A 19,994-nucleotide genomic window follows, 5' to 3' on the forward strand; every position below is an offset into this window, starting at 1 on the left:
GCTCGCGAGGCGTCAGTGCTCCGCGAGGACCCGTACTCAGTGCTCCGCGACCACCCGTACGGTGTCCAGGCGCCGGTCGGCCGCGTCCGGAAGGAACATCCCCGCCTCCACCCCGGTGACCAGGTATTCCAGTACCGGCTGGGTGAGGCGTTCGCCCGGCAGGACCACGGGGATGCCGGGCGGGTAGGGCGTGATCATCTCCGCGGCGATCCGGTCGACGGCTTCGGCCGCGGAGACCTTCGCGTGCGGCGCGAAATAGGCGTCCCGGGGCAGCAGGACCTGGTCCATCCGCAGCTCGGCCGGGGATGGGACGGCGACCTGCGGGTCGTCCCGTAGTTCGCCGGCGTGGTCGGCCAGCTCGCGCAGGGCGGTGAGCAGCCGCGCGGTGGTCTTTTCGTCGTCGGCGTGGGTGAGCTGCGCGCTGATACGCCGGTGGTCGAAGAGGTGGGCGTCGAGGTGATGGTGAGCCCGCAGCCAGTCGGCCGCCCGGTAGCCGCTGGTGCCGAGGTCGCCGATGTCCATGACGACGGGGAGAGGGTCGAAGTCGGCGGCCAGTCCCGGGCCGCAGAAGTCGGTCGCGTCGTTGACGTGGAAGCCGTCGATCGCCTCGATGGCCGTGCGGGTCCGCGCCGCCAACTCCAGGGCCCCGCCGATGAGTTCATGACCGTGCTGGACCATCTGCCGACGCCAGGCGTCGATGCCGGCGTAGATCAGGACGTTCGGGCTGGTCGTGCCGAGCAGGTCGGCCCGCGAGGCCAGTTCGGCGGGGTCGATGAGGTCGCCCTGGAGGTGGAAGACCGAGCCCTGCTCCAGTCCGCTGCCCATCTTGTGGATGCTGGTCACGCAGATGTCGGCGCCCGCGTCCATGGCCCACGCCGGCAGATCGTCGTGGAAGGGAAGGTGCGCTCCCCACGCCTCGTCCACGATGAGCGGCTTTCCCCGCCGGTGACAGACCTCGGCGATGCCTCCGAGGTCGGCCGCGGCGCCGTACGGCGTGGGGCTGGTGACCAGGGCTCCGTCCGCGTCCGGATGCTCCGCGAACGCCTTGTCGTAGGCGGCCGTGGACGGGGGGTGGGCGAGGTGCCGGGCGGCGTCCCACTGCGGCTCCACCCACACCGGCTCGACGCCGGACAGGATGAGCCCGGCCACGACCGACTTGTGCGCGTCGCGCCCGACGAGGAGCCGGTGGCCGGGGCGGGTCACCGCCAGCATGGCGGCCTTCACGGACAGGGAACTGCCGCAGGTCGAGAAGAAGGTGTGGTCCGCGTGCACCGCGTCGGCCATGAGGTTCTCGGCCCGCTCCAGCACGCCGCCCCTGGCGAGCCGGTCGTCCAGGCCGCCGTTGGCCAGGACGTCGCCGAAGAACACGGCATCGCCCAGCACGGCGCGGGCGCGTGGATCCGCGCCGCGTGCATGTTTGTGGCCTGGGGGAGTGAACCCCAACTCGTCGACGTGCTGGTACCGGGCGAGTGTTTCGAGGATCGGGGCCTCGGCGTGGTTCGCACCCATGAGGGGCTGGGTGCCCTGCGGTCCGGTCGGTATGCCGGGGCTTCGGACGGACCCTCCGGGGAACTCGGTCGATCCGAACGACGCCTACGACGCGAGCGAGGTGCCCGCACATGTCCAACCCACAGCAGCCGGAACAGCGGCGCAGCGCCAAGGGCGGTGCCACGCCCCAGGACAGCGCCGAACTCAAGGCCCGCCAGAGTCGGGCCGAGGGCGGCCAGGCCCATGGCACGGACAAGGGCGACAAGGGCGGCGGCGAAGGCGGGGGCGTGCCCCCGGATCAGCGGTCCGAGCACCCGGGATGAGGAGTTGACCGCCGGTCGCTTCGTGGCTTCGTGGCTTCGTGGCTTCGTGGTGAGGTCCGCCGACGGCACCTCACCACGGTCCCTGCCGGCGGCGCCCGGCGCAGGTCACGTCGGCGCAGGACCCGCGCGACGAACGGACGGTTGGCGCCGAGCGGCAGCAAGGGTGTCGCGCACCACGGTGTGCACCGGAAGCGGCACCCCGTCCCCTACTTGCACACGGTCGGCCGGACCGTGTTGGAGCCGACGTCCAGCGCGCTGACTCTCATGGCCCCGGGGTACCCCGGGCGGGGCACGTGAAGCGTCGGGTTTCCCGGGTACCCGGCGCTTCGCACACGCACAGCGAGGCCGGCCCGCCCGCCGCAGATCGGCCTCGGTGAAGAGCGGACAAGGAGGCATCAATGAGCACGGTCAAGGAAACAGTCGACGTGGACGTCTCGCTCCGCAGGGCGTACGACCAGTGGACGCAGTTCGAGGACTTCCCGAACTTCATGGAGGGCGTCGAGGAGGTCACGCAGCTCGACGACCGGCACAACCACTGGACCACCAGCATCGGGGGCATCCGGCGCGAGTTCGACACGGAGATCGTCGACCAGCTGGCGGACGACCGGATCACCTGGCGGTCCATCGGCGGTGACACCGAGCAGCGCGGCATGGTCCGTTTCGAGCGCCTCGACGACTCGCACACCCGGGTGGAGCTCACGATGGACGTCGAGCCCACCGGCGCCGCCGAGAAGGGCGCGGACGCGCTGGGCATGATCGACCGACGGGTGAAGGGCGACCTGCGTCGCTTCAAGGACTACGTCGAGAGCGGCGGCGGCCCGAGCGGCGGCTGGCGCGGCCGCATCCGCCCGGGGGACCCGGGCACCACCCTCTGACCCATCCGTTCGGGACGTGGGCACCAGCCTCCGACCCATCCGGCCGGCCCCGCGCTCCAGCGGGGCCGGCCGTGCGGCGTGCCCGGCGAGCGCACTCCGTCACTCGATGAGCCCGGCCCTCTCGCAAGCGGCCGCGAACCTCGGGGTGCAGATCTGGTCGGTCGTGTACACGCCGTCCTTGAGCACGGTGTCCTTGATGTCGTCGACGGTCACGGGGATGGGGTCGAGCAGGATCGCGGGGATGTCCTTGGTGGTGGCCGTGTCGACCGTGGTCTCGGCGATGTCGTCGAGGTTCTCGCCGCGGCCGAGGGCGACGGCCATCTCGGCGGCCGCGTCGGCCTCGGCCTTGAAGGGCTTGTAGACGCTCATGTACTGCTCGCCGCTGATGATGTGCTGCACGGCCGGGAGGTCGGCGTCCTGGCCGGTGACAGGGGGCAGCGGCTCGATACTGGACGCCTTGAGGGCGGAGATGACGCCGGAGGCGAGACCGTCGTTGGCGGCGTAGACGCCGTCGATGCCGTCGGCGCCCAGGGCGGCGACGGCGCGGACCATGTTGGCGTGGGCGCTCTCCTGCTTCCACCCCTGGATGTCGTACGTCTTGCCGATCTCGACCTTGCCCTCGAGGGCGGACAGCGCGCCCCTCTTGAAAGCGATGTTGGTCGGGCTGGTCTGGGGGCCGTTCATCATGACGATCCGGCCGCCGTCCGCCTTGTCGCCCATGGCCTTGAGGAGCGCCTCGCCCTGGAGCTTGCCGACCCGTTCGTTGTCGAAGGAGACGTAGGCCGAGATCGGGCCCTCGACGAGGCCGTCGTAGGCGATGACCGGGATGCCCGCGTCGTGTGCCCGCTCGACCGCGGAGCGCAGAGATCTGAAGTTCACGGCGCTGAGGATCAGGACCTCGACGTCCTTGTTGATCAGGGTGTCCACCAGTTGCTGCTGGGCGGCCACGTCGCCCTCGGCGTTGCCGTACTCCACCCGGCAGTCCTCGCACAGCTCCTTGAGCTTCTTCTCGATCAGGGGCTTGTCGAACTTCTCCCAGCGGGTCTGGACGACTTGGCTGAACAACAGCCCGACCGTGAAGCCGCCTTCACCGGAGCCGACCCCGCCCGACCCGGCGGATTCCCCGGCCGTACCGCAGGCAGTCAGCGACACGACCAGCGACAGCGCGGCCGCGGCGATGACCGTACGACCCCGATACGCACTCACACGGGGACCTCCTGCCACTCACTGCCAGGATAGGCCGGGCGCTGGAGCGTGACCTGGGCACGGCACAGGAGTGACACCGAGCCCGCCGGGTCCGACCGGCGGACTCGGTTCCGGCGCCCCGCCGGCGACCGCGCCGAACCCAGCAGCCGCCTCGGGGCCGGGGACCCTCAGGCGTCGGCGGCCTTCGACACCGCCGGCCCGCCTTGGGCGCCGCTCTGGAGAGGCAGGCGTCCAGCACGATGCCTCCCGGCGCCACGCCGCCCCACCACACACCCGCCCGGCCCCCGCCTCGGTACCGCCCGACGCGCACCGAGCGCGTCCCGGCCCACCCGGCGCTGTCGCAGCACGCCGTGCTCAGCCGACGAGGTTGTCGACAAGGTCGAGATCCGGCAGTTCCAGCGAGCAGATCCGCTCGGCCTCGTCGGCGGGGATGCCGAACTGCCGCAGCAGGCCGTGGGCGACCATGTCCGAGGACTTCGCGTCGTCGCGGTCGGGCTGCGCGTGCAGCAGCGCGCCCAGTGCCAGCACGGCGCCCGCCGTCACCGCCAGCGCGAGGTCCGGGTCCTCCACCTCGAACCGCCCCGCGGCCACCGCGGCGCGGATGTCGTGGAGCGCCCGCGGCGCGAGGCCCCGGTCGGACTGGGCCAGTTCGGGGCCGTGGTTCAGGAGGATCCGGCTCAGCTCGGGGTGGCGGCGGTGCAGGCGGCCGGTCATGCGGAAGCTCTGCGCGTATGCGACCGCGGGGTCGTCGATGTCCGCGGTGAGGCGGTCCATCGCATCGCCCCACCACTCCAGCGCCTCCTCGACGGCGACGCGGAAGAGCTCCTCCTTGCTGTCGAAGTGGTTGTAGAAGGAGCCGACCCCGACATCGGCGAGCTCGGTGATCTCCTGGATGGGGATGTCGGTCCGCCTTTCGGCCAGCACCCGCTGGGCCGCGTGTACCAGCGCGCTGCGCGTCCGCGCCCTGCGCCGGTCGGCACGCCTGGGCGCGACCTTTTCGCTCATCACATCCTCCATCCGGCCCGTCCCGCGCGCGCAGCGCCTCGCGTCACCCGCACTCTAGCCGCCCCGCCTCGCTTCTTGAATAATTCCTCAGTTCTATTGACTGATATCAGTCTCTGAACTGAACATATCTTCAGGAGGTGGTGACGATGGGGACCCACAACGACCTGCACTCCGAGCAGGGCGCACTCCCCGGAGAGCATCCGGGCCGGGCGGCGAACCCGGTGATCAAGGTCCACGACATCGCGTGGCTGGAGTTCGTCAAGCCCGACCTGAACCGCGCCGAAGCCTTCGCGCAGGCGTTCGGCTTCACCACGTCGTACCGCGACGGCCACGAGCTGCACCTGCGGGGAACGCAGGCGGGCGCGCCGTGCGTGATCATCCGCAGGGGCCGCAAGTCGCGGTTCCTGGGCCCGGCCTTCCAGGCGGCCGACCCCCGCGATCTGCTGCGGCTGGCCGACGCCACCGACACCCGCGTGCACCCGGGGCCCGACCCCCTGGGCGGGTCGGTCGTGGACCTGCTCGACCCGGGCGGGCTACGGGTCCGTGTCGTGGCCGGCACCCACGAGCTGCCCGCACGGGCGGGGCAGCAGCCGCAGACGCTCAACTTCGGCGGCGACCTCGACCGGGGCAACGCCACCCAACGGCCGCCCCGGGAACCGGCGGGCGTGCGGCGCCTCGGCCATGTCGTCCTCCAGACGACCACCTACCTGCGCACGCTGAACTGGTATCTGGAGCATCTCGGCCTGATCGTCAGCGACTTCCTCTACTACGAGGGTCAGCGCGAGCGCGGCCCGACGATGAGCTTCATCCGCTGTGACCGGGGCCGAACCCTGACCGACCACCACACCCTGGCCCTGACGCTGGGTCCCGCCAACCGGTATGTGCACTCGGCGTACGAGGTGACCGACCTCGACGCGCTGGCAGCCGGCGGTGAGTACCTGCTCGGCGAGGGCTACCGCCGCTCCTGGGGGATCGGCCGGCACATCCTCGGCAGCCAGCTCTTCGACTACTGGCGCGACCCCGATGGCTTCCTCGTCGAGCACTTCACCGACAGCGACATGTTCGACGCCTCCCTCGAACCCGGCTGGGCGCCGATGACGGCCTCCGGGCTGGCGCAGTGGGGCCCGCCGGCCACCAAGGACTTCCTGGGCCTGGCCCCCGGACGCGAGTCGCTGGCCGAGCTGCGCTCGATCATCACCGCCCTCCGGGACGACGACAACGAGTTCGACCTCGAACGCCTGCGCGGCCTGCTGAAAGTGGCTACCTCATGAGCATCTCCGTCCTGCGTACCTCCGACGCCTGGTGGGTCGCCGTCGACGAGCGGCACGCCGTCCCGGTCGACACCGCCGCGACCACGACCGCCGAACTGCTCGACGACGTGGCCTCGGTCCACATGGCCCTCGCCGAGGCCCGCTCGGACAGCCGGTCGGCCGAGCCCCGCCCCATCGCCGAGCTGCCGCTCGTCTCCCCGGTCACCGCGCCGTGCCGGGTGGTCGCGCAGATGACCAACTTCGTCTCCCACGTGCGCGATTCGGGCATGGATCCCGAGACCGTCCCGCTGACCTTCTTCCGCAAGACGTCCGGCTCGATCAGCGGCCCGTACGACGAGATCGTCAAGCCCGCCCACGTCCGCTTCCTCGACTACGAGATCGAGCTCGGCCTGGTCATCGGACGCCCTCTCGACGTCGGCACCACCGTGACCGCCGCCGACTGGAAGCACCATGTCGCCGGGCTGGTCATCACCAACGACGTCTCCGCGCGCGACGTACAACTCCCCAAGACCCAGTTCTACGAGGCCAAGTCCTACCCGACCTTCACCCCGGTCGGGCCCGCCCTGGTCCTGCTCGACGCCGACGAACTCGACCGCCTCGCCGACCTGAGGCTCGTCCTCAAGGTCAACGGCGAGATCCGCCAGGACAGCGGCCTGACCGACATGATCTACACCCCGCTGCAGGCGCTCCAGGAACTCTCCCGCTTCCAGGCCCTGGCAACCGGCGACCTCATCCTCACCGGCACACCCGGCGGGACCGCCCTCAAAGCGCCGCCCAAGCCGGTGGCGCTCCTCGCCTCGCTCCTGCCGCCCGCGGTGAAGTGGAAGGCGTTCTTCAACTCCCAGGAGAAGAACGCCAAGTACCTCCGCGACGGCGACATCGTCGAGCTGTCCATCCGCACCCCCGACGGAGCCCTCGACCTCGGCACCCAGCAGAACAAGGTGAGGCACGCGTGACCACGACCCCCAGCGCCCACGTGACCTGGCCGCGCTACGACCACCCCGACGACCTGGCCGCCATCGAGGCCACCCCGCTCGCCGCTCGCGGGCTGCCCGCCACGTCGTACGACGCGCTGCGGCGAGCGGCCGAGCAGTGGCCCGAGCGGACCGCGCTCTGCGTCCTCCCCGACGCCGCCTCCTGGCGCTCGCCCGAGAACCGCACCTACGCGGACCTTCTCGCCGACGTGCACCGGACCGCCAACGCCCTGCACCACCTCGGCGTCCGCCGCCACGACACCGTCGCGCTGCTCTCCCCGAACTGTGACGAGCTCATCACCGCGCTCCTGGCCGCCCAGCTCGCCGGCATCGTCACCCCCGTCAACCCGGCGCTGGTCCGTGACCACGCCGCCGAGCTGATCCGCCGGTCGGGCGCCCGGGTGGTCGTCACCGCCTCGCCCGAGCTGGACCCCGAGGCGTTCGCCACCTGCGCCGCGCTGGCCCGGGAGGGACTGGTCGACCATGTGCTCCTCCTGCGCCCCACCGCCGCCGAGCGGGACACAGCGGTGCTGCCGACGGTGGAGAACGCCACCGTGGCCCACCTCACCGACCTCGCCGCCGACTGCCCGCAGGACCGGTTCCTCGGCGAGCCGCCGACCGGCTCCGACCTGGCCGCGTTCTTCCACACCGGCGGCACGACCGGAGCGCCGAAACTCGCCGCCCACACGCACGCCAACGAGGTCATCGACGCCTGGATGATCGCGGCCAACTCCGTACTGGACGAGGAGTCGGTCGTCTTCGCCGCACTCCCGCTGTTCCACGTCAACGCGCTCGTCGTCACGCTGCTGGCACCGCTGCTGCGCGGCCAACGGGTCGTCTGGGCGGGGCCGTTGGGGTATCGGGACCTCACGCTGTACGCCGAGTTCTGGCGCATCGTCGAGCACCACCGGATCGCCACGATGAGCGCCGTACCCACCGTGTACGCGGTCCTGGCCGGCTGCCCGGTCGACGGGGCAGACATCAGCTCGATGCGCTGCGCGATGGTCGGCGCCTCCGCCCTGCCCGACGGCGTGCGCACCACCTTCGAGACGGCGACCGGGATTCCGCTGCTCGAGGGCTACGGCCTGACGGAGGCGACCTGCGCCAGCGTCCGCGGGTTCCTGGAGCTGCGCCGGCCCGGCTCGGTGGGCCTGCGGCTGCCGTACCAGCACATCCGGATCGGGAACGGGCTGCCGCCCGGCGAGGTCGGCACCGTCTTCGTCAGCGGCCCCACCGTCTTCCCCGGCTACGTCGAGGGCCGTGACGCCGACGGCTTCCGGATCAGCGGCCAGGGAAAGGTGACCGACGGCTGGCTGGACACCGGCGACCTCGGCTACCTCGACGAGGACGGCTTCCTGTACCTCACCGGGCGCGCGAAGGACCTCATCATCCGCGGCGGCCACAACATCGACCCCCGGACGATCGAGGACGCGCTGCTCTCGCACCCCGCGGTCACCGGCGCTCAGGCCGTCGGACAGCCGGACGCCCGAGCGGGTGAGGTGCCGGTCGCGTACGTCACCCTCGCCGACGCCACGATCGGTGAGGATGACCTGCGTGCCTGGGCCGCCGCGCAGGTGAGCGAGGCGGCCGCCGCCCCCAAGGCCGTCCGCGTCCTCGACGCGCTGCCCGTCACCGCGGTCGGCAAGCCGTACAAGCTTCCGCTGCGCGCCGACGCCACCCGGCAGGCCCTGGCCGACGCCCTCGGCGACCTCGACGCCGTCGAGGAGACCAGCGCCGACGCCGACTCCGGGTCGGTGACGGCCACCGTCACCCTGCGCGCTTCGGCGTCGCCCGGCACGAGGGCCGAAGTGGAGCGCCGCCTCGGCAGCTTCGCGGTGCCCTGCCGCATCGTCGAGCGGCACTCGGGAGACGACTGACGTGCCACCGATCATCCGGCTGCTGGGCGCCGGAAAGCCGTCGGCAGCCGGTCGACGAACACGGCCACGCGCGCGAGTCGGGCCGCACGCGGGCGATATGTCATGACAGCTTGAGAGTCAAAAAGAGAGGCCCGATGGTGAGGTGATGAACGACACCGCCGCCGCGGCGCGGACGTCCAAGCGCATCCACGGTCCGGATCCTCACCGGAGCGAACACCCCACCGGCCAGACGATCAGCTCGAACCGGGACCGGAACGGTCGGACGCCGCGTTCGCGGCACGGCGGTACTCGGCGTTGATGCGCTGAGCTTCCTCAAGCTGGTCCTCGAGGATGACGATGCGGCAAGCAGCCTCGATCGGGGTTCCCCTGTCGACGAGCTCGCGGGCGCGAGCGGCGATCCGCAGTTGGTAGCGGGAGTACCGGCGATGTCCGCCCTCCGAGCGCAGCGGCGTGATCAGACGAGCCTCACCGATGGCTCGGAGAAAGGCGGGGGTGGTGCCGAGCATTTCGGCGGCCCGGCCCATGGTGTACGCGGGGTAGTCGTCGTCGTCCAGACGATCGCTGAGTGGAGTATCTGCTGCCATGTCACCTCGTTGTGCAACGCGTCGAGGGGCCCTGATGCCGTACGGCACCAGGGCCCCGAAGGGAATTCAACACCATCTGTCGGCCCTCATGCTGTGCCGACCTTCTGTTTCCGCTACCCGGCCCGACAAGGGGAGGGGTGCGGGGATCGCGGCTGCGTGACCGGGGACCACCATCCATTCCGGGGTCTTGCGGTACCCGGACCGAGCGCTTGCCGGGCCGGGCGATCCTGATGGCGTCTGCTCCTCCGTTTCTTCCTCTGAACCAACCACTTCGGTGAATGGGTACTGCGGTACTGCTCCGGTACTGCTGTCGGCAGCCCCTCGACCTGCGGGCTGCCCAGTGCGGCTCCCAGCTCCGTCACCGTTCCGCGTACACCGTGGCTTCGGAACTCCAGAGCCGCACTGACCTGCGAACTTCAGGTACTGCTACCCGCCAGTTCGTCTCTGCCGGGTCTCACTTGACCGTGTCAACGAGAAAAAGCGTAACCGCGTCAGGGATCAATGTCTACTCTGGCGAGAGTAGATTTTGGCGTTCAGGGGGCGCAGGCATCCTGGGATCTGCGACAGCGGATGGAAGAAGCCCTCGTGGGCGGCGAGAACGCGGCCCGTCCCGCAGAGCTTGCTCGGGCAGTCCGGGCGGGAGGCGGCTGCCGGCTGATCCGCATGCGGAATGCGTGGGGCCGCGGTCCTGAAGAACCGCGGTCGTCTCGGCCACCGGCGGGCGGCGCTACGGCGAGGTAGCGAGGTGGCGAGGTGGCGAGGGCGGGCATACGACGGTGAGGGCCCTGCCGACGCGCGTCGGCAGGGCCCTCACCGGGTCCTTGGTGGCGGTTCTCCGCCGGTCCTTCACCTCTGCTCGGTGGCGGTGCCTCCGAGCAGTGCCGACGCGGTCAGGAGCGGAGCGGGGACACCCACCGGCACGGTCCCGGGCTGCTCGTGGCAGGTGAAGCCGAGGCGGGTCATGGCCCGGACGATCTCGCCGCTGGTGAAGTCGCGGCGGTCCTGTCGGGTGATGACCTGGCCCACTTGCTTGACCGGGTAGCGGCGGCGGCCGACGGTCACGGACTCACCCGTGACGAGCTCGGGAGTGACGCCCTTCATCGAGGCCAGCACCCCGTTCTTGGTCAGCTCGAACGGGTACCGGGCGATGACACAGCGCATGATGCCTCACAGGGGAGAGGGAGGACGGGCTGATCGGGCGAGGGGGATCAGCGGGTCAGGGTGAGGGCGCCTGGGGCCCGGAGACGCTCGCCGACGGTGCCGGACCGGGCGCCGGGCGGGGTGAACGGACCGTCGAGGACGTCCCGTAGCCGGAGCCGGTCCGTGTAGGTGGGGCTGCCGCGGAGGACGGCGAGCCCGGCCAGGGTGATCAGGCCCGTGCGCTGCTCGTCCCCGTCGCAGAGGACGAGGTGATCGACACGGGCACCGGCCATGAGGGACAGAGCCACCTCGACCGTCATGTCGTCACAGACCCGAGGTCCGGAGGCGTCCTTGTCGTCGGCCACGGCCTGGGCGGAGGGAACCACTCGGTGGTGCTGCATCTGAGCCGGCGTCATAGGTGCCTCCTACTGGAAAGCGATGGGCCTGCGATGGGCAGGGCGGGCAGGGAGGGGCGGGGTGGTGGGCGCGGCGGCTCTAGGCGGCCGAGCCGAACGCGGTCCGCCGCGGTGCCCTGCGGCGCGCCGCTTCCCCGACGGGGCGGCCCTGACCTGCCTGGCCCCGGCGCCGACGGCCCCGGGACGGGGACGAGGAAGACGCGCCACGGGGGCGTTCCACCGCCGGCGCGGTGATGACGACCGGGACGCCGGAAGGGGCCTGGGCGCCTGTGATGCGGCTCAACTCCGCCTCGCCCGACCGCACCTGGGCGATCCGGGGGGTGATGCCCGCCGAAGCCATCAGTCGGCTCACCTCGCGACGCTGGTCGCGGGTCACCAGGGTGACGACGCTGCCGGACTCGCCGGCACGGGCCGTACGACCGCCGCGGTGCAGGTAGTCCTTGTGGTCAGTGGGCGGATCCACATTGACGACCAGGTCGAGATTGTCGACGTGGATTCCGCGCGCCGCGACATTGGTCGCCACCAGCACCGTCACATGCCCGCTCTTGAACTGGGCCAGGGTCCGCGTGCGCTGCGGCTGGGACTTGCCGCCGTGCAGGGCCGCGGCGCGGACACCGCTGCTCAGCAGGTGCTTGGTCAGCCGGTCCACGGCGTGCTTGGTGTCGAGGAACATGATCACTCGGCCGTCTCGTGCCGCGATCTCGGTCGTCGTCCGGTGCTTGTCCGTGTCGTGCACATGGAGCACGTGGTGCTCCATCGTGGTGACCGCGCCGGCGGAGGGGTCGACCGAGTGGACGACGGGGTCGTGCAGGTAGTTGCGCACCAGCCGGTCGACATTGCGGTCCAGGGTGGCCGAGAAGAGCATCCGCTGCCCGTCGGGCCGCACCTGGTCGAGCAGGGCGGTGACCTGGGGCATGAAGCCCATGTCGGCCATCTGGTCGGCCTCGTCGAGGACCGTGATGCCGACATCGTTCAGCCGGCAGTCGCCCCGGTCGATGAGGTCCTTGAGCCGCCCGGGCGTCGCGACGACCACCTCGGCTCCGGCGCGCAGCGCACCGGCCTGCCTGCCGATGGACATGCCGCCGACGACGGTGGCCAGCCGCAGGCTCACGGAGCGGGCGTACGGAGTGAGCGCGTCGGTCACCTGCTGGGCGAGCTCGCGGGTGGGGACGAGGACGAGGACGAGCGGCTGCCGGGGCTCGGCACGCCGCCCCGCCGTACGGGCCAGTGCGGCGAGGCCGAAGGCGAGGGTCTTGCCCGAGCCGGTGCGGCCACGGCCGAGTACGTCACGGCCGGCCAGGGAGTTCGGCAGGGTCGCCGCCTGGATCGGGAACGGTACGGTCACGCCTTCGTGGCCGAGCGTGGCCAACAGCCGCGCGGGCATGGCGAGTTCAGCGAACGACTCGACGGCGGGCAACGCGGGCGTGATCGTCTTCGGCGGTGCGAACTCGCCCTGTACGGCCGGTCGAGTTCCGTAGCTCTTGGAACGGCGCGGTGCGCCGGAGCGGTTGGCGGCAGCTCCTCCGCCGGAGCGGCCACGGGTGGTGCGGGTCGTGTCGGTGGTGCGTGTGGTGCTGGTGGTGCGGGCTGTGCGCGTGCGATTCATGCGGAACCTTCCTTGATGCGGCGCGTATCAAGGAATTCCCGCAGCAGATGAGCGGCGCAGAGAATTGCGAGAACGAGCCAGATGCGATGTGTGATGCGCCCTGAAATGCAGCGAGCTGGGGCCCGCACCCCCAAGGTGCGGGCCCCAGCTGCGAAGTATGCGCGTCGGCGTCGATGCCGACGCCGGCGTCAGGCGGGAACGATGTTCTCGGCCGTCGGGCCCTTCTGGCCCTGCGCGATGTCGAACGACACCTTCTGGCCTTCCAGCAGCTCGCGGAAGCCCTGGGTGGCGATGTTCGAGTAGTGGGCGAAGACGTCGGGGCCGCCGCCGTCCTGCTCGATGAAGCCGAAGCCCTTTTCCGCGTTGAACCACTTCACGGTGCCAGTAGTCATGTCATTTCTCCTTCGGAGGCGTTTTCAGGAATTCACCCTGTGCGAATTCCGTGTCGCCGTGCTGATTAACCCGTCGGAAATGAACCTTCTGGCAACCACACCTGCAACTGAGATCGACAGTAGCACGGTGCGATCGGCCCTGCACGGTCCATAATTCCGATCCGGCCGACGGTCGAGGAATACTCGCCGTGCCCCGCGCCAATTTCTCATTTCACGGCAACAGATATTGCCCTCCGCGGGCGCGCCCTTCCTGCCGCGCACGTCCGTCCACAGCCCTGTGACCTCCGTCGACGGGAGATGAGCGGCTGCCACCGCCGTCAGCGGATGAGGAGACGGCGAACGCCCGGAAACTCCCCTCCCGCGATGAAGGTCACATCTCTCGCGAAGGCGCGCCGGGGCTCAGCGCACCGGGAAGCCGAAGGAATAGCCCTGCTCCTTCAGCCGGGGGAGGACCCGGCGCAGGGCCTCGACGGTCTGGGAGCGGTCGCCTCCCGCGTCGTGGAAGAGGAGCGTCGGCCCGTTGGGCAGCTCCCTCTCCACGGTGGCGACGATGGCGTCGGTGCCCGGCCGCTCGAAGTCCTTGGTGTCCACGTTCCAGCCCAGCGGGCGCATGCCCCGGGAGGCGGCGAGCTTGCGGCTGTAGGGGGTGAAGGCGCCGCCAGGGGCCCGGTAGTACATCGGCCGCACGCCCCCGGACGCCTCGGTGATCATGCGTTCGGCGTCGAGTATCTGCTGCGACTGGTAGGCCTGGGACTGCTTGTCCATGGTGGTGTCGTGCGACACCGAGTGGTCGCACAGCCGGTGCCCGGCCGCGACCACCTTCTTCACGAGGTCCGGGTGGGCCTGCGCCTGCGTCCCCACCATGCAGAACGTGGCCTTCACCTCGTACTCCCGCAGCACGTCGAGGACTTGAGGGGTCCATACGGGGTCGGGGCCGTCGTCGATGGTGATGTTGACGCCGCGCGCCCCCTTGTCCGAGGCGTGCACGATGGTCACCGCGACCGGCTTGACGCCACTGCCCGGCCTGGCCGACGCGGTCGCCTTCGGCGACGAGCCGCCCACGGCACCGGCCTGCGCGGTCCACGCCGCGGCACCGGCGGCGAGCACCGTCACCCCGAGCGCCGCCCCGATCACCTTGCCGTACCAGCCCCGCCCGCCGCCGTGCCGTGCCATGTCCGCCCCGCTTTCGCGCAGTTCCTCACCGAATCCCCGGCCGCCTCGCGACCACCTGGCAGGACGAGGGACGGCGGTCGCGGGATGCGTCCGTTACCGATCACGGACAATCCCGGGGGAGTTCGCGGACAACTCGCAGATCACCGGCCGGAACCGGGCCGGTCCCAGCCGACGGAGTGCCCTTCACGTCGGTGAGGCCGGCGAGCTGGACCACGCTCGCGCTGGGGCCGTCCGGCCCGTGACATGGCCCTGTCCAAACCGGCGATCTCGATCGCCGTCGTCCGGGCACACGCCACGGCACTCGGAGCCAGACGAGCGTCGACCTCTGCCTGAGACCCCGATCCCCCGGTGCCCGGACCTCCCTCCTGGCGGCCACGATCGGCGACCGGACATGGGAGACCGTCCAGCGGCAGTGCGGACTGGACGTCCTACGGGCCACGACTGCCGCAGGCCTGCCCACGCACCTCGCCTCCACTACATCCGGCTGCGGGGCAGCGACCGTACGCCGCTCCACACCCCGTCTCCCACGGCTGCCCGAGCGCTACTCCCCGTGGTCGGTGGCCCGCGCCGCCACCGCGGTCCGCGGCCCGGTGCAGTCAGCCACCTGCGGCTGGTTCGGGCGGGACGCGACGGGCTACGAGCGAAGAGAGACGTAGCCCTTGATGCCGGCCTGTCTCGCCATCGCGATGCGGTCCGCCGGGGCGTTTGCCCGCTGTTCGGATGTCAGTGGCCAGTCGTGAGGTTGCATGAACAGCAGTTCGCCGGTGATCGGGACGAGGGCGGCGCCTCCGAAGAGATCGTCGCCGGCGAACCAGACGCCTGCGGAGCCGCTCGCCGGCCATCCCTTGCCCGAGAGGTTCGTGCCCGCCATCGTGGGAGAGCTGGAGCTTTCCCTTCCGAACCTGACGGTGAAGCAGTTGTTCCTTTCACCGCTTATCTGCTGGACCGGGCCGCGGAAGACAACCGGGTAGGTGCGAAAGAGGCGGGAGCATCTCCGGGCCCAGGAAAGGGAGCTCGATAGGCGGATCATCGAGATGAGGAGCCCGAGGAACCCCACTATGGCGATGGGGAGCAGATAGTCGGTGCGTGTCACGAAGATCTGCGACCACATGAGCCCGAAGACTGCCGCCCGTTTCGCGAAACGCTTCAGCGCCGTGGTGCGGTGATGCTTCAAAGCGCCCTGGAAATCAGTTCCGTCGGTCGCGTAGGGTGCGCGAGTCTCCTCCTGCACGGCGATCCTTCCCGCCTCTTCTGAGATCACCCGAAGTCGGACTGCATGGCTTGCGCCGCGGAACCGGGAACCACTGGCCCGGGCCCTTGGTCCGCTTCGGCCGTCGGATTCGTGAAGGTCAGCGTCCGGGCGGTGCCGAGCAGCACCGAGCGGTAGTCGTCGGCGAGTTCGACCGCCGAGGTCACCAGTTGCACGGTGATGATCGACGACGTACGGGGCTCCGGTACCGCCACCGTTCCCTGCCAGACCGAGCCCTCCAAGGGCCCCTCCTGACCTTCGGGCGGGACGCCGGGCGCCACCGTCTTACGCACCTGCTCCATCAGGAACCCGACGCCCACGGGCAGTTCGATGGGCTGCATGCCGTTGTTCGCGTTCCCTCCCGCATTGCCGCCCACCATGCCGGCGAGGACGCGCATGGGGTTCGCTCCTCCGGAGGGGAAGGCCGAAATCGTGAGGACCGACAGCGAAGCCTCTCCGTTGCCGTCGGGGTGCATGCCGAGCGCGCAGACAGCCACGGGCTGCTTCTGCAGGAGCAACGCGGTCATGGCGTACAGACGGAATGCCTGGTCGGCCCGGTCGCGGGCTTCCTCGGGAAGTCCGCTGATCTGTCGGGCCAGTTCCGCGACTCCCTCCTCCGTCGGGTTGAAATCCAATTCCAGATAGCCGTGGGGGAGGCCGTACCAGAAATTCGGCTTCGGCGTGGTGTCCGTTGCCGCCGTGCTGCCGAGTTGGTCGTTCACAGTCGGATACTCCCCGCGAGTTCAACGATGTCCGTGCCGAAGGTCCCGAGCGTGCCCGCCGCGCCGGACAGGGCCACGCTTGCCTTGGTGGCCTCAGTGGAGTCATGGCCGATGCCGTCTTGCGGCAGCAGTCCGGCGGTCTCCGCCGACGAGACCACGTTCGCGGTGGCGTTGACACCGTTGAGGGCCCAGTCGCGCAGCTTGCTGGGGGCGGTGGCGACATCCACGGCCCTGTCCCAGTTGACGGCCTTCACTTCGCTGGCGAAGGAAGTGACCTTCGAACCCAGCGACATGGCTTCACCGCCCTCCCTGGCAACCGCCGCCGCCAGGCCCACCTCGCTTCCCGCCCGGGCCAGGATGCCGACTCCCGGTACGACGCCCAGGGTGTCGCCGACGACGGAACCCCATGCGGTCAGACCCGCTTTCCACCCGTGCTCACCCATGAGCGAGTCCCTGAAGTCCTCGCTCGCGAGATTCTTGCTCAGCGCGGCGGCACTGGCCACGATGGCGATGGCGGCGAAGGCCGGAGCGAGAGGGGTGGGGAAGAGCGCGAGGAGGCCGGCGATGGCACCGATGGTTCCGGCGTGGTCCAGCAGGAACTGTCCCACCGCCTTGAGGCCCTCCCCGATGGCCTCAAGGGTCTTGCCGAACCACCCCGGTTCCTTGGGCGCCAGCTTGTCGTCCGCCTCGTCGAGCTTCTTGGCGACGGCTTCGGCTTTTTCCTTGTTCTCGCTTTCCAGGGTGCGGGCCTTGGTGAGGACGTCCTCGTACGCCTGGTTGGCGTTGTTGAGCTGGGTGGTCGCCTCGTTCAGCGAGCGCTCGGCGGCGCGCAGGCGCGCTGTCGCGGCGTCGGCCTCCTGCTGACTGGGAAACTCCTTCCCGGCCAGTTGGAGGTCGGGGTGCTTGGCGGCCTCGTCATGGTGCTGCTTCGCCTTCTCGGCTGCGGACTTCTTCTCGCCGGCTTCCTCGTCGTACTTCTTCGCGAGGTCGCGATGGGAGGAGAGGTCGCCGTTCCAGCCATCCAGCGAAGCCGCTGCCTTGTCGAGCGAACGCGCCGCGTTCTTCATGTACTTCGGCAGTTCGCCGTCCAGTGCGTCCCGGAAGGCGTCGGCCGCGTCGCCCTCCCAGTGCGCGCTCTCCCCGAGCAGTCTCTCGATCTGGCGGTGGGAGTTGTCCAGCGCGTTCGCCGCGGCCTTCACCTTCTGCTGCAGCGCGGCGACCTCGGCGGGGATGCCGGGGACCGGATTCCAGCCGAGATTCGGATACGGATTCGTAGCCATCAGTTCTTGCCCCCGCCACCCGAAGTAGCCGAATCCGCCATCTGCTTCAGGGTTTTCTCGAGGTTCTCCTCGAATTCCTGATAGCTCAGCTTGTTGGCCTTCACGCCCTCGCTGATGCTGCCGATGAGCTCGCTCAACTGCTCGGACCCGTACTTCCATCTCTCCTGGAACGTGTCACAGGCCTCGTCCAGTCGGGCAGTACCAATCTCGGCGCTGCGGACATGCGAAAGCGCCTTACGAGCTTCGTCGAGGTCCTTCGTCGCCTGCTGAAGCGATTTGACGAATCGGTCCAACTGATCGATGTCGACCTTGAAGTGGTCCCCCACGTAGCACCCCCATAGTGGCGGAAGAAGGGAATTTGGGACATTGCGCGCAGACGGGCTTCCCTTGTGCTGCCCGGCTGGATGGCAGCTTATATATCAGTAGAGTGGTGCGTCGATCGCGGTCTCGTGAGCTTTCGAATCCACATACGAGGAGAACTTGTGAAAGAGAGTGGTGCGGGCCTTCCCTTCGACAAGCCCGGATCGCAGGCCGAGCCGGGCCCTGCCGATGCGCACGCCCCTCTGTATAAATGCGCTTTCGATCACCCTGAAACCCGGGCGGCATGGGAGAAGGCGCGACGCAAAGCGAAGCGAGGGGGCTGGATCTGGCACTTCTTGTATGCCCTCTCTTGGGTGGCGTACTTCGTGCTCTTTGGGAATCTCTCCAGCGAAAACGCCAAGGAGCGGGCTGCCGGCGGCATTGTCCTGGTGTCATTTGGCTATCTGATTCTTCTCTACCTGCGCCGCGACGTAATGGGGTCCCTGAAGCGCATCCGGCGCGTGCTCGAACAGCATCCGTGGCAGCCCATCCCCGCGGCGCACCGGCCCGACGGTGTCAAGGACGTCATGGGTGTGCCCGTCCAACTGCGGTACCGCGAAGGCGAAGAGCTGACCGGTCTCATGTCCGCGCGGAATCCGCTTCGCCGACGTCACTGGCCCGAGGAACTGGAGCACGGTGCCTGGTACGCCGGCGAGGTCTGGCAGGCAGGAGGCGCCAGGACGCGTGGATTCGGTGTCCTCACCGTCCCGGGCGGCGGCGAGCTCATGGAGGTGTCGCTGGAGACGGCGGTGCGGCGGTGAGCGGTAAAGCGTGACGCCGGCGGCGGCTGTCAGGGGGGTGGGGGCATGTGGCGCGACCCCGGTCCCTCAGCCTGAGGCGACTCAGCGCGAGTCGGCCCGACTGGCTGCTCTTCCCGGAAGGCACGCGAGACCGCCGACACGACACGCTTCGGTGTCCTCGGGGGCGTGCGGTGCTGCACCGTTACCTGCCCAGAGGGACCATGTTCTGAGGGAGGCCGCGGCTGACTCGCCGAGCGGGTGGATCGGCGCGTGAGAGAGGACGTACCGATGCCTGAGCTGCCGGACGTCGAGGGATTCCGGAAGGTGCTCGAGTCCTGCGCGAAGGGCAGGATCATCCAGCGCGTCGACGTGCGCGACACCGGTGTACTGCACGGAGTGAGCACGAGGCGGCTGCGTGACGCGGTGGAAGGCAGGCGTTTCACCGAGCCGGAGCGGCACGGGAAGTGGCTGCTCGCCCGCACCGGCGGTCCCACTCTCATGCTGCACTTCGGCATGACCGGCGAACTGCTCTGCGGTCATCCCGACGCCACGGTCCAGGCGCACGACCGCATCCTGTTCACCCTGGCCCGGGACCGTCAGCTCCGCTACCGCGACCAGCGCAAGCTACAGGGCCTCTGGCTGGCCTACGACGAGTCGGAGGTCGCACGGCTCCTGGAGCGCCAGGGGCCCGACGCGATGGCGGTGAGCCGTAAGGAGTTCGAGGACGCGCTCTCCGCACGCCGCGGCAGCCTCAAAACGACCCTCACCGACCAGTCCGTCCTCGCCGGACTCGGCAACCTACTGGCCGACGAGATCCTGTGGCGGGCGGGACTGCGCCCCACGAGCCGGGCGAGCGACCTCACCGAGACCGACTGCCGTCGCCTGTACACGCACATGCGCCGCACCCTGCGCTCCGCGGTCACGGCCGGCTGCGTCCCACCCCGCGACTCCTGGCTCACCGGCCACCGAGACGACCCCGACCCGGCCTGCCCCCGCTGTGGCCACCCCCTACGCCGGTCCCGTATGGCGGGCCGCGGCACGGTGTGGTGTCCGCAGTGCCAGTAGCCCGGATCCTCGCGGCTCCGGGCAGCCGTCCGTGAGCTGACCGCTCTGCGCGCGTCGACGACGACGGCACCACCCCAACGTGTTCGGAGGGAGGGCGGCGTACCAGGACACGTATGCGCGGGAACCGTGGCCACGCGACCACGGACGTGACCTGGCAGCGGAACAAACAAACCCCAGGCCCATGGCCTGGGGTTCATCACGGAGCGGGTGAGTCGGGCTCGGCTGCTTTCACCGTTGTCTCTGCACGG

Annotated in this window: 21 protein-coding genes; 8 read left to right on the forward strand and 13 right to left on the reverse strand. The window is 70.0% G+C overall.

The features are described from left to right. Window positions 1-36: 36 nt before the first annotated feature. Window positions 37-1,509 (reverse strand): aminotransferase class I/II-fold pyridoxal phosphate-dependent enzyme, encoded by a 1,473-nt coding sequence (locus ACTMVF_RS02290; protein ID WP_441269241.1) that lies wholly within the window; start codon window positions 1,507-1,509, stop codon window positions 37-39. 110 nt (window positions 1,510-1,619) lie between these two features. Between ACTMVF_RS02290 and ACTMVF_RS02295 the strand changes: the two genes are divergently transcribed. Then, window positions 1,620-1,811, forward strand: a complete 192-nt coding sequence (locus ACTMVF_RS02295) for a hypothetical protein (protein WP_441269242.1) — start codon at window positions 1,620-1,622, stop codon at window positions 1,809-1,811. A gap of 398 nt (window positions 1,812-2,209) precedes the next feature. After that, a complete protein-coding gene (locus ACTMVF_RS02300) occupies window positions 2,210-2,686 on the forward strand; it encodes an SRPBCC family protein (protein ID WP_441269243.1) in 477 nt (158 codons plus the stop codon). Between the two features lie 99 nt (window positions 2,687-2,785). Here ACTMVF_RS02300 and ACTMVF_RS02305 read toward each other — a convergent pair whose 3' ends face one another. After that, window positions 2,786-3,892 carry a sugar ABC transporter substrate-binding protein gene (locus tag ACTMVF_RS02305; RefSeq protein WP_441269244.1) on the reverse strand — a complete coding sequence of 369 codons (1,107 nt, stop codon included), beginning with the start codon at window positions 3,890-3,892 and terminating at the stop codon, window positions 2,786-2,788. 354 nt (window positions 3,893-4,246) lie between these two features. Further along, window positions 4,247-4,897, reverse strand: a complete 651-nt coding sequence (locus ACTMVF_RS02310; protein ID WP_441269245.1) for a TetR/AcrR family transcriptional regulator — start codon at window positions 4,895-4,897, stop codon at window positions 4,247-4,249. 146 nt (window positions 4,898-5,043) lie between these two features. Here ACTMVF_RS02310 and ACTMVF_RS02315 point away from each other — a divergent pair, with 146 nt between their 5' ends. From ACTMVF_RS02315 to ACTMVF_RS02325, 3 genes are read left to right on the forward strand one after another with little or no spacing between them, the layout of a single operon-like run. Beyond that, on the forward strand, window positions 5,044-6,168 hold the full coding sequence (locus tag ACTMVF_RS02315; RefSeq protein ID WP_441269246.1) for a VOC family protein: 1,125 nt from the start codon (window positions 5,044-5,046) through the stop codon (window positions 6,166-6,168). Next, a complete protein-coding gene (locus ACTMVF_RS02320) occupies window positions 6,165-7,124 on the forward strand; it encodes a fumarylacetoacetate hydrolase family protein (protein ID WP_441269247.1) in 960 nt (319 codons plus the stop codon). Before ACTMVF_RS02315 ends, ACTMVF_RS02320 begins: the two co-directional genes overlap by 4 nt. Continuing rightward, complete coding sequence (locus ACTMVF_RS02325; RefSeq protein WP_441269248.1) at window positions 7,121-9,019, forward strand: acyl-CoA synthetase; 1,899 nt, start codon at window positions 7,121-7,123, stop codon at window positions 9,017-9,019. The genes ACTMVF_RS02320 and ACTMVF_RS02325 overlap by 4 nt, the downstream gene beginning before the upstream one ends. Before the next feature lie 233 nt (window positions 9,020-9,252). Here ACTMVF_RS02325 and ACTMVF_RS02330 read toward each other — a convergent pair whose 3' ends face one another. The 6 genes from ACTMVF_RS02330 to ACTMVF_RS02355 form a co-directional block, all read right to left on the reverse strand. Next, on the reverse strand, window positions 9,253-9,603 hold the full coding sequence (locus ACTMVF_RS02330; RefSeq protein WP_441269249.1) for a helix-turn-helix domain-containing protein: 351 nt from the start codon (window positions 9,601-9,603) through the stop codon (window positions 9,253-9,255). An 846-nt stretch (window positions 9,604-10,449) separates the two neighbouring features. Further along, the gene (locus ACTMVF_RS02335; RefSeq protein WP_441269250.1) at window positions 10,450-10,764 is read right to left on the reverse strand and encodes an SCO5918 family protein; all 315 of its coding nucleotides are present in this window, start codon (window positions 10,762-10,764) and stop codon (window positions 10,450-10,452) included. A gap of 47 nt (window positions 10,765-10,811) precedes the next feature. Further along, window positions 10,812-11,159 carry a CBS domain-containing protein gene (locus ACTMVF_RS02340; protein WP_441269251.1) on the reverse strand — a complete coding sequence of 116 codons (348 nt, stop codon included), beginning with the start codon at window positions 11,157-11,159 and terminating at the stop codon, window positions 10,812-10,814. A 79-nt stretch (window positions 11,160-11,238) separates the two neighbouring features. Continuing rightward, window positions 11,239-12,765 (reverse strand): DEAD/DEAH box helicase, encoded by a 1,527-nt coding sequence (locus tag ACTMVF_RS02345; RefSeq protein ID WP_441269252.1) that lies wholly within the window; start codon window positions 12,763-12,765, stop codon window positions 11,239-11,241. Between the two features lie 188 nt (window positions 12,766-12,953). After that, a complete protein-coding gene (locus ACTMVF_RS02350; RefSeq protein WP_441269253.1) occupies window positions 12,954-13,157 on the reverse strand; it encodes a cold-shock protein in 204 nt (67 codons plus the stop codon). Between the two features lie 399 nt (window positions 13,158-13,556). Then, window positions 13,557-14,330: a polysaccharide deacetylase family protein gene (locus tag ACTMVF_RS02355; RefSeq protein ID WP_441269254.1), complete on the reverse strand. Its 774-nt coding sequence runs from the start codon at window positions 14,328-14,330 to the stop codon at window positions 13,557-13,559. Window positions 14,331-14,695: 365 nt separating this feature from the next. On the opposite strand from ACTMVF_RS02355, the gene ACTMVF_RS02360 reads away from it, so the two are divergent. Beyond that, entirely contained in the window at window positions 14,696-14,986 is a 291-nt protein-coding gene (locus ACTMVF_RS02360) for a hypothetical protein (RefSeq protein ID WP_441269532.1), read from the forward strand. Here ACTMVF_RS02360 and ACTMVF_RS02365 read toward each other — a convergent pair. From ACTMVF_RS02365 to ACTMVF_RS02380, 4 genes are read right to left on the reverse strand one after another with little or no spacing between them, the layout of a single operon-like run. Continuing rightward, on the reverse strand, window positions 14,965-15,561 hold the full coding sequence (locus ACTMVF_RS02365) for a hypothetical protein (RefSeq protein WP_441269255.1): 597 nt from the start codon (window positions 15,559-15,561) through the stop codon (window positions 14,965-14,967). The two genes, ACTMVF_RS02360 and ACTMVF_RS02365, sit on opposite strands and share 22 nt — an antisense overlap. Before the next feature lie 26 nt (window positions 15,562-15,587). Further along, a complete protein-coding gene (locus tag ACTMVF_RS02370; RefSeq protein ID WP_441269256.1) occupies window positions 15,588-16,301 on the reverse strand; it encodes a hypothetical protein in 714 nt (237 codons plus the stop codon). After that, window positions 16,298-17,581, reverse strand: a complete 1,284-nt coding sequence (locus tag ACTMVF_RS02375) for a putative T7SS-secreted protein (protein WP_441269257.1) — start codon at window positions 17,579-17,581, stop codon at window positions 16,298-16,300. Before ACTMVF_RS02375 ends, ACTMVF_RS02370 begins: the two co-directional genes overlap by 4 nt. Then, a complete protein-coding gene (locus ACTMVF_RS02380) occupies window positions 17,581-17,907 on the reverse strand; it encodes a hypothetical protein (RefSeq protein WP_441269258.1) in 327 nt (108 codons plus the stop codon). Before ACTMVF_RS02380 ends, ACTMVF_RS02375 begins: the two co-directional genes overlap by 1 nt. Before the next feature lie 348 nt (window positions 17,908-18,255). Between ACTMVF_RS02380 and ACTMVF_RS02385 the strand changes: the two genes are divergently transcribed. Next, the gene (locus tag ACTMVF_RS02385) at window positions 18,256-18,702 is read left to right on the forward strand and encodes a hypothetical protein (protein ID WP_441269259.1); all 447 of its coding nucleotides are present in this window, start codon (window positions 18,256-18,258) and stop codon (window positions 18,700-18,702) included. 267 nt (window positions 18,703-18,969) lie between these two features. Next, window positions 18,970-19,746, forward strand: coding sequence for an Fpg/Nei family DNA glycosylase (locus ACTMVF_RS02390; RefSeq protein ID WP_441269260.1), 777 nt, complete (start codon window positions 18,970-18,972; stop codon window positions 19,744-19,746). Window positions 19,747-19,994: the final 248 nt, after the last annotated feature.

It is taken from the genome of Streptomyces sp. SD31 (assembly GCF_052068475.1).
Lineage (GTDB): Bacteria > Actinomycetota > Actinomycetes > Streptomycetales > Streptomycetaceae > Streptomyces.